Annotated in this window: 7 protein-coding genes and 1 pseudogene; 2 read left to right on the top strand and 6 right to left on the bottom strand. The window is 70.3% G+C overall.

Going from position 1 to position 9,248, the window contains the following annotated elements; translation table 11 throughout:
* From CCN33_RS28115 to CCN33_RS28095, 5 genes and pseudogenes are all read right to left on the bottom strand, one after another.
* Positions 1-130: pseudogene (locus CCN33_RS28115) on the bottom strand (30S ribosomal protein S4); the annotation flags it as partial.
* 343 nt (positions 131-473) lie between these two features.
* A complete protein-coding gene (locus CCN33_RS28110; protein ID WP_086696225.1) occupies positions 474-1,829 on the bottom strand; it encodes a replication-associated recombination protein A in 1,356 nt (451 codons plus the stop codon).
* Positions 1,830-1,889: 60 nt separating this feature from the next.
* Positions 1,890-2,546 (bottom strand): vitamin K epoxide reductase family protein, encoded by a 657-nt coding sequence (locus CCN33_RS28105; protein ID WP_086696224.1) that lies wholly within the window; start codon positions 2,544-2,546, stop codon positions 1,890-1,892.
* A 224-nt stretch (positions 2,547-2,770) separates the two neighbouring features.
* Complete coding sequence (hisS, locus tag CCN33_RS28100; protein WP_030810658.1) at positions 2,771-4,030, bottom strand: histidine--tRNA ligase; 1,260 nt, start codon at positions 4,028-4,030, stop codon at positions 2,771-2,773.
* Positions 4,031-4,041: 11 nt separating this feature from the next.
* Complete coding sequence (locus CCN33_RS28095; RefSeq protein ID WP_086696222.1) at positions 4,042-4,749, bottom strand: MBL fold metallo-hydrolase; 708 nt, start codon at positions 4,747-4,749, stop codon at positions 4,042-4,044.
* Positions 4,750-4,940: 191 nt separating this feature from the next.
* On the opposite strand from CCN33_RS28095, the gene CCN33_RS28090 reads away from it, so the two are divergent.
* Positions 4,941-5,765, top strand: coding sequence for a peptidylprolyl isomerase (locus CCN33_RS28090; RefSeq protein ID WP_086696221.1), 825 nt, complete (start codon positions 4,941-4,943; stop codon positions 5,763-5,765).
* A gap of 168 nt (positions 5,766-5,933) precedes the next feature.
* Positions 5,934-7,163, top strand: a complete 1,230-nt coding sequence (locus tag CCN33_RS28085; RefSeq protein WP_086696220.1) for a DUF349 domain-containing protein — start codon at positions 5,934-5,936, stop codon at positions 7,161-7,163.
* A gap of 69 nt (positions 7,164-7,232) precedes the next feature.
* Here CCN33_RS28085 and relA read toward each other — a convergent pair.
* Positions 7,233-9,248, bottom strand: a 2,016-nt coding sequence (gene relA / locus CCN33_RS28080) for a GTP pyrophosphokinase (protein ID WP_086696219.1), incomplete at its 5' end; no start/stop codon positions are given.

Below are 9,248 nucleotides of genomic sequence, written 5' to 3'. Positions count from 1 at the left end.
TCTGCTTGCGGCCGCGGCCGTGCTCGCCCGGCGGGTAGGGGCGGGCCTCGAAGTACTTGACGGCCTTCGGGGTCAGCGCGATGCCGAGGGCACGCGACTTCTTGACCTTGGGGCGGGACTGGTTCGCCATGGAACCGACACCTCGTGTTTCTTATGCGAATACGGCTTCACCAGGGTTAGGGGAGGTCGCATCCGCAGCCGGGGAGACCCTGCCTGTCCTTGCCGGACGGGCCGGGCAGCCGTTCCCCGAACTGGGCACATACGTGCAGCACGCGAGTGGCCCACCGACCGGTCCCGGCGCTCGGCCGGAGGGTGGTGGGCTGCCCGCGACACCTTCGACGGTGCGCGACGCTCCTGGAGAACCCCGCCCTGGGGCCGGACTCTCCGGCTGGATGTCCCGCTCTGGTGAGCCGTTCCCCCTTGTCGGGGGCCCGGACACGGGACTCAGCACTTCGAGGCAGTCTACAGGGCGCTCAGGACCGCTTTCGACCCAGGTGCTTCCTGGTCCACTCGACCGCGTCCGCGTACCGCGCCTCGGCGCCGTGCCGGGTCGGGGTGTAGTACTCGCGGTCCTTGAGGGCGTCCGGGGCGTACTGCTGGGCCGCGATGCCGTCGGCCTGGTTGTGCGGGTAGACGTACCCCTGGGCGTGGCCCAGTTTCTTGGCACCCTGGTAGTGCCCGTCCCGCAGGTGGGGCGGGACAGGCCCCGCGAGGCCCTTGCGCACGTCGGCCAGGGCCTCGCCGATCGCGGTGGTCGCGGAGTTCGACTTGGGGGCCAGCGCGAGTGCGATGGTGGCGTGGCTGAGGGTGAGCGCGGCCTCGGGGAAGCCGATCATCGCGACGGCCTGCGCGGCCGCGACGGCTATGGGCAGGGCGCCCGGGTCGGCGACGCCGATGTCCTCGCTGGCGGAGATCATCAGGCGCCGGGCGATGAAGCGGGGGTCCTCGCCCGCCTCGATCATGCGGGCCAGATAGTGCAGGGCTGCGTCCACGTCGGAGCCCCGGATGGACTTGATCAGGGCGCTGGCCACGTCGTAGTGCTGGTCGCCGTCGCGGTCGTACTTCACCGCCGCGCGGTCGACGGTCTCCTCCAGCGTGGTCAGGGTGATGCCGTCGTCGCCCTTGTCGAGGGAGGCGCCGGCGGCGGCCTCCAGCACGGTGAGGGCGCGGCGGGCGTCGCCGCCGGCCACCCGCAGGATGTGCTCCTCGGACTCCTCGGGCAGGGTGAGCGTCCCGCCGAGGCCCCGCTCGTCGGCGAGGGCGCGGCGCACGAGGTCGCGCACGTCGTCGTCGGTGAGCGGTTCCAGGGTGAGGAGCAGGGAGCGGGAGAGCAGCGGGGAGATGACCGAGAAGTACGGGTTCTCGGTGGTGGCCGCGATCAGGGTGACCCAGCGGTTCTCCACGGCCGGGAGCAGGGAGTCCTGCTGGGCCTTGCTGAAGCGGTGGATCTCGTCGAGGAAGAGGACGGTCTCCTTGCCGAAGCCACCGGTGGCGCGGCGGGCGCCGTCGATGACCGCGCGGACCTCCTTGACGCCGGCGCTGATCGCGCTCAGCTCCACGAAGCGCTGGTCGGTGGCGCGGGAGACGACATGGGCGAGGGTGGTCTTGCCGGTGCCGGGCGGGCCCCAGAGGATCACCGAGGAGGGTCCGGCCGGACCGCGGCCGCCCTCGCCGACCAGTCTGCGCAGCGGTGAGCCGGGCTTGAGCAGATGGCGCTGGCCCACCACCTCGTCGAGGGTGCGCGGACGCATGCGCGCCGCCAGGGGACTGCCCGCGGGCTCCTTCTCCTGGCGTTCTTCGGCTGCGGCGGTGAACAGGTCGGCTTCCACACCGAAAACCCTAAATCACGCCACTGACAACGCCGCCGGCCGCCGGTCGGGACCGGCCGGTCAGCTCGTCCAGAAGCTCCACCAGCGGGTCAGGATCAGCATGGCGATGATCCCGATGTGCAGCACGGGCAGGACCCAGGTGAACTCGCCGAAGAAGGAGCGCAGCGGACGCGGGGCGGGCAGGAAGCCCTGGCGCACGTTGAAGGAGGTCACGTACCAGAACATGATGATCGTGGCGACCCAGGCCAGCGAGCACCACAGGCACAGGGCGTTGATCCGGTACAGGGACTGGAACTGGAGCCAGGTGCAGAAACCGACCCCGAACAGCGTGCCGGCGTTGAAGGTCAGCCAGTACCAGCGGGGGTAGCGGGCCCGGGCGAGCAGGCTCACCCCGACGCAGATCACGATGCCGTAGGCGACCAGGCCCAGCATGGGGTTGGGGAAGCCGAAGGCGGCGGCCTGCTTGCTCTCCATGACGCTGCCGCAGGAGACCACGGGGTTGAGGCTGCAGCCGGGGACGAAGGTCTTGCCCGCGACCTTGGCCTCGAGCAGCTTGAACTTGTCGAGCGTGATGACCCAGGCGGCGAGCAGTCCGGCCGCGCCGGTGATCACCAGCATCAGGGCGAAGGCGCGGCTCCCGCCCTCGACGCGGGCCGTGCCGCGAGAACGCTCGGGCCCGGACTGGGTGGAGACGTCGTTGACTGTCGTCTTGCTCATCACGCCGATTCCGTCACTCGCTAGATCGGACCTGCTTCGGGCATCGGTCATTGTGCCGCACAGGCACCCTCGCGCACCGTTCGCTGTGCATAAGTTCGAGGCGGGCGGGGGCTGCTGTCTCCATTTTCGGCCGGTTCGGGCCGTACGGCAGCACAGGCGATCGAACGGTGACGGGCCGGACGGCGGTCCGTCCGGCCCGTCGGCCGCTCACCGCTCCCAGCGACTCAGAGCCGGGACTCCAGCTCCGCGACGACCTCGTTCAGGCCGACCGCGGTCTGCTCGCCGGACTCCATGTCCTTGACCTGGACCAGGCCCTCGGCGAGGTCGCGCTCGCCGAGCACCAGCGCGTAGCGGGCGCCGGAGCGGTTGGCGGCCTTCATCGCGGCCTTCAGGCCCTTGCCGCCGTAGGAGAAGTCGGCCGCGACGCCGACCTTGCGCAACTCGGTGACCTTGGCGAACAGCACCCGCCGGGCCTCCTCGCCGAGCGGGACGGCGAAGACGCTGGTGGTGGACGGCAGGTCCAGCTCCACGCCCTCGGCCTCCAGGGCGAGGACGGTGCGGTCCACGCCGAGCGCCCAGCCGACCGAGGGCAGCGCGGGGCCGCCGATCATCTCGGAGAGGCCGTCGTACCGGCCGCCGCCGCCGACGGCGGACTGGGAGCCGAGGCCGTCGTGGACGAACTCGAAGGTGGTGCGGGTGTAGTAGTCCAGGCCGCGGACCAGCTTGGGGTCGTCCTCGAAGGCGACGCCGGCGGCGGTGATCAGTTCGCGGACCTCCTCGTGGTACGCCTTGCAGGCGTCGCACAGGTAGTCGCGCAGCAGGGGGGCGCCGGTGAGCTGCTTCTGCACCGACTCGCGCTTGTCGTCCAGGACGCGCAGCGGGTTGATCTCGGCGCGGCGCAGGGTGTCCTCGTCGAGGTCGAGTCCGCGCAGGAAGTCCTGGAGCGCGGCCCGGTACACCGGACGGCACTCGGCGTCGCCCAGGCTGTTGAGCAGGATGCGGAACTCGCGCAGACCCAGCGAGCGGTACGCCTGGTCGGCCAGGATGATCAGCTCGGCGTCCAGCGCGGGGTCCTCGGCGCCGATCGCCTCGGCGCCGACCTGGGAGAAGTGGCGGTAACGGCCCTTCTGCGGGCGCTCGTAGCGGTAGTAGGAGCCGGAGTACCAGAGCTTGACCGGGAGGTTGCCCGCCTTGTGCAGGTTGGCCTCCAGGGCGGCGCGGAGCACGGAGGCGGTGCCTTCGGGGCGCAGGGCGAGGCGGTCGCCGCCCTTGGTCTCGAAGGCGTACATCTCCTTGGTGACGATGTCGGTGGACTCGCCGACACCGCGCGCGAACAGCTCGACGTTCTCGAAGCCCGGCGTCTCGATGTAGCCGTACCCCGAGTTGCGCAGGGGGGCGGCGATGGCCTCCCGGACGGCGAGGTACTGCGCGGACTGCGGCGGGATCAGGTCGTACGTGCCCTTGGGGGCTTTGAAGGTGCTCACGGAAGTTGTCGTCACATTCCTCGTCGGGGAGCCGGGTCGGTTCCCTGGCCGGAGGCCACCTGCCGCAGATAGGGGTTGGTGGCGCGTTCCTGGCCGATGGTGGTCTGGGGGCCGTGGCCGGACAGGACCACGGTGGAGTCGTCGAGCGGCAGGCACACCCGTGCCAGCGACCCGAGCATGTCCTCCATCGATCCGCCCGGCAGGTCGGTGCGTCCCACGGAGCCGGCGAACAGCAGATCCCCGGAGAAGAAGACCGACGGGACGTCGGCGCTCTCGGGCATCCGGAAGGTCACCGACCCCTTGGTATGGCCCGGCGCGTGGGCGACGGAGAACTCCATCCCGGCCAGGTCCAGCTTCGCCCCGTCGGTCAGCTCCCGGACGTCGTCCGGCTCCCCCACGGTGAGTTCGCCCATGAGCGGCATCCCGATGGACCGGCCGAGCGCCTTCTCCGGGTCGCTCAGCATGTAGCGGTCGTCGGGATGAATCCACGCGGGCACGTCGTGCGCGCCGCACACGGGGACGACGGAGGCGACGTGGTCGATGTGGCCGTGGGTGAGGACGACGGCGGTCGGCTTGAGGCGATGCTTCTTCAGCGCATCCTCGACGCCGGGGGCGGCCTGATGGCCGGGGTCGATGATCACGCACTCCTCACCGGCGGCGGGGGCGACGAGATAACAGTTCGTCCCCCAGGCCCCGGCGGGGAACCCGGCAATGAGCACGATCGTCCTTCGTTGTGTCGGTACGGGAGGGCTCGCGCGCGGGCGGACCCGTGGTGCTGAAGCCCCCTAGAGCCTACCGGCGCTGCCGTTTCCTCAGCGAACCCATATACGGTACGGGGCTACACGCGCCTGTCGGATCACAGGACGCACACGTACCGGTCGGCATACGACACGCATGAGGGAGAAACCCGGTGGTCAGCCAGGAGCAGCGCAAGCGTCAGCTCGCACGGGAGAAGTTCTTGCGGCAGCAGCAGCGGCGCACGGACGCGCGACGCAAGGCGCGCATGCGCAACTCGGTGATCGCGTCGGTGCTCGGCGTGATCGTGATCGGCAGTGTGGCGCTGTACACGACGGGCGTGATGAAGGACGACGGCGAGAAGAAGGTGGATGCCGCCGGTTCCTCGCCGAGCGCGTCCGCGAGCCCCAGCAAGGCCCCGGACCCCTGCGCGAAGCCGGCCAAGGGCTCGGTGAAGAAGCAGTCGTGGAAGAAGGAGCCGGCGATGTCGATCGACACGTCGGCCGACTACACGATGAAGCTGGCCACCACCTGCGGCGACATCGGCCTGGCCCTGAAGGCCTCGGCGGCCCCGCACACGGTGAACTCCTTCTCCTACCTCGCGGACAAGGGCTTCTTCGACCACACCAAGTGCCACCGGCTGACCACGAACGGGATCTACGTCCTGCAGTGCGGTGACCCGACGGGCACCGGCACCGGCGGGCCGGGCTACACCATCCCGGACGAGAACCTGAAGGACAAGAGCCTCAAGAAGAACACCTATCCGGCGGGCACGGTGGCGATGGCCAACACCGGGCAGCCGCACACCGGCGGCAGCCAGTTCTTCCTCGTGTACAAGGACAGCCCGCTGCCGCCGTCGTACACCCCCTTCGGCACGATCGACAAGGTCGGGCTGAAGGTGCTGGACAAGATCGCCAAGGCGGGCGAGAACACCGGGCAGGGCGACGGCGCCCCGAACGCGACGGTCGTGATCGACAAGGCGACGGTCACGAAGTCCTGACCCCGCCGGGGCGTTCCGGTCCGCCCCCGCGGGCCGGTCGCCTGCGGAATTGGGTGCCTCCGGATGCGGACAGGCCCCCTGCCGGTCGCCTATGTTGGCGATGACGAAACTGTGGACGATGCCAGGGAGCCGGGAGGCTCCCCGCAGGCATCATGTGGAGGAGGCGCTGTGAGCAGCGACCCGTGGGGCCGCGTCGACGAGACGGGGACCGTGTACGTGCGTACGGCCGACGGCGAGCAGGTCGTCGGATCGTGGGCGGCCGGCTCCCCCGAGGAGGCGCTTGCCTACTTCGAGCGCAAGTACGAGGGCCTGGTGGTCGAGATCGGCCTCCTCGAGAAGCGCGTGCAGACCACCGATCTGTCCGCGAAGGACGCCCAGGCCGCGATCGGCCACATCCGCGAGCAGGTGGACGCGCACCACGCGGTGGGCGACCTGGACGCGCTGCGGACCCGGCTGGACAAGCTCGTCGAGAAGGTCGAGTCGCGCCGCGAGGAGCGCAAGGCGCAGCGGGCCAAGCAGTCCGACGAGGCCCGCAAGGCCAAGGAGGACCTGGTCGCGGAGGCGGAGCAGCTCGCGGCGTCCGACCAGTGGCGGGTGGCCGGTGAGCGGCTGCGTGCCCTGGTGGACACCTGGAAGGGGCTGCCCCGACTCGACCGCAAGTCCGACGACGAGCTGTGGCACCGCTTCTCGCACGCCCGATCGGCTTTCTCCAAGCGCCGCAAGGCGCACTTCGCGCAGCTCGACTCGCAGCGCGAGGACGCCCGGCGCGTAAAGGAGCGGCTGGTCGCGGAGGCGGAGGCGCTGTCGGGCTCGACGGACTGGGGCGCCACGGCGGCCCGGTACCGCGAGTTGATGGCGGACTGGAAGGCCGCGGGCCGCGCCCAGCGCGAGCACGAGGACGACCTGTGGAACCGCTTCCGGGGCGCGCAGGACGTGTTCTTCGCCGCGCGCAGCTCGGTGTTCGCCGAGCGGGACGCGGAGCAGGGCGAGAACCTGAAGCTCAAGGAGGCGCTGGCCGAGGAGGCCGAGCAGATCCTCCCGGTGCGTGACCTGAAGGCGGCGCGTGCCGCGTTCCGTTCGGTCAACGAGCGGTGGGAGGCCATCGGGCACGTCCCGCGCGACGCGCGGGGCAAGGTCGAGGGCCGGATGCACGCGGTGGAGCGGGCGATCCAGGAGGCCGAGGAGGCCGAGTGGCGCCGGACCAACCCGGAGGCGCGTGCGCGTGCCGCGGGTCTGACCGGTCAGCTCCAGGCCGCCGTGGACAAGCTCCGCGGCCAGGTCGAGCAGGCCCGCGCCCAGGGCAACACCTCCCGCGCCGACAAGCTGGAGCGTGAGCTGGAGGGCCGCCAGGCACTGCTGGACCAGGCGCTGAAGGGTCTTGAGGAGTTCGGGGGCTGAGACACTCCCCCACCGCGTGCGCCGAGGGGCTCCGTACACACCGTACGGAGCCCCTCGGCGCAGCTGTCGCTAGCCGCGGTTGCGGGCCGAGGTCACGCGGTAGACGTCGTAGACGCCCTCCACGCCCCGGACCGCCTTCAGGACGTGGCCCAGGTGCTTGGGGTCGCCCATCTCGAAGGTGAAGCGGGAGGTGGCGACCCGGTCGCGGGAGGTCTGCACGGCCGCCGAGAGGATGTTGACGTGCTGGTCGGACAGGACGCGGGTGACGTCCGAGAGCAGCCGGGAGCGGTCCAGCGCCTCGACCTGGATGGCGACCAGGAAGACCGAGGACTGGGTGGGCGCCCACTCGACGTCGAGGATGCGCTCCGGCTCGCGGGAGAGCGAGTCCACGTTGACGCAGTCGCTGCGGTGCACCGAGACCCCGCTGCCCCGGGTGACGAACCCGATGATCGGGTCGCCCGGTACCGGGGTACAGCAGCGGGCCAGCTTCACCCACACGTCGTCGACGCCCTTGACCACGACACCGGGGTCGGCGCTGGAGCGGCGCTTGCGGCTGCGCCGGGTCGGCGGGACCGGCTCCTCGATCTCCTCGGTGGCCGCCTCCTCGCCGCCGAGCGCGTGGACGAGCTTCTGCACGATGTTCTGCGCGGAGACATGGCCCTCGCCGATCGCCGCGTACAGCGCGGAGATGTCGGAGTACCGCATCTCGTGCGCCAGCGTGACCAGGGAGTCGCCGGTCAGGATGCGCTGGATCGGCAGGTTCTGCTTGCGCATCGCGCGGACGATCGCGTCCTTGCCCTGCTCGATCGCCTCGTCCCGGCGCTCCTTGGAGAACCAGGCGCGGATCTTGTTGCGGGCGCGGGGCGACTTGACGAAGCCCAGCCAGTCGCGGGAGGGCCCGGCGCCGGGCGCCTTGGAGGTGAAGACCTCCACCAGGTCGCCGTTGTCGAGGGTGGACTCCAGCGGGACCAGGCGTCCGTTGACGCGTGCCCCTATGGTCCGGTGGCCGACCTCGGTGTGCACCGCGTAGGCGAAGTCGACCGGGGTGGCTCCGGCCGGGAGCGCTATCACGTCGCCCTTGGGCGTGAAGACGAAGACCTCGTTGCGGGACAGGTCGAAGCGGAGGGACTCCAGGAACTCGCCGGGGTCCTCGGTCTCCTTCTGCCAGTCCAGCAACTGGCGCAGCCACGCCATGTCGTTGAGGTGGTCGTCCTTGCCCTTGCCGGACGACTTCGGCGCGTCGGTGCGCACCTTGGAGGCGCCGGCGACGGCCTCCTGCTTGTACTTCCAGTGCGCGGCGATGCCGTACTCGGCGCGGCGGTGCATGTCGAAGGTGCGGATCTGCAGTTCGACCGGCTTGCCGTTGGGGCCGATGACCGTCGTGTGCAGCGACTGGTACATGTTGAACTTCGGCATCGCGATGTAGTCCTTGAACCGGCCGGGGACCGGGTTCCATCGCGCGTGGATCGTGCCGAGCGCCGCGTAGCAGTCCCGGACGGTCTCCACCAGGACACGGATGCCGACCAGGTCGTAGATCTCCGCGAAGTCCCGGCCGCGGACGATCATCTTCTGGTAGACGCTGTAGTAGTGCTTGGGCCGGCCGGTGACGGTCGCCTTGATCCGGGCGGCGCGCAGGTCGGCCTGCACCTCGTCGGTGACTATGGCCAGGTACTCGTCGCGCTTGGGGGCGCGTTCGGCCACCAGCCGCACGATCTCGTCGTACATCTTGGGGTAGAGGATGGCGAAGGCCAGGTCCTCCAGCTCCCACTTGATGGTGTTCATGCCCAGCCGGTGGGCGAGCGGCGCGTAGATCTCCAGGGTCTCGCGCGCCTTCTTCTCCTGCTTCTCGCGCTTGAGGTAGCGCATGGTGCGCATGTTGTGCAGGCGGTCGGCGAGCTTGATGACCAGGACGCGGGGGTCCTTGGCCATGGCGACGACCATCTTGCGCACGGTCTCGGCCTGCGCGGCCTCGCCGAACTTGACCTTGTCCAGCTTGGTGACGCCGTCCACCAGCAGCGCGACCACGTCACCGAAGTCCCGGCGCAGGTCGTCCAGGCCGTACTCGGTGTCCTCGACGGTGTCGTG

Source organism: Streptomyces recifensis (assembly GCF_002154615.1).
Lineage (GTDB): Bacteria > Actinomycetota > Actinomycetes > Streptomycetales > Streptomycetaceae > Streptomyces > Streptomyces griseoluteus.
The sequence above is the reverse complement of the archived record's forward strand: the minus strand, read 5'-3'. Positions and strand labels throughout refer to the sequence as shown.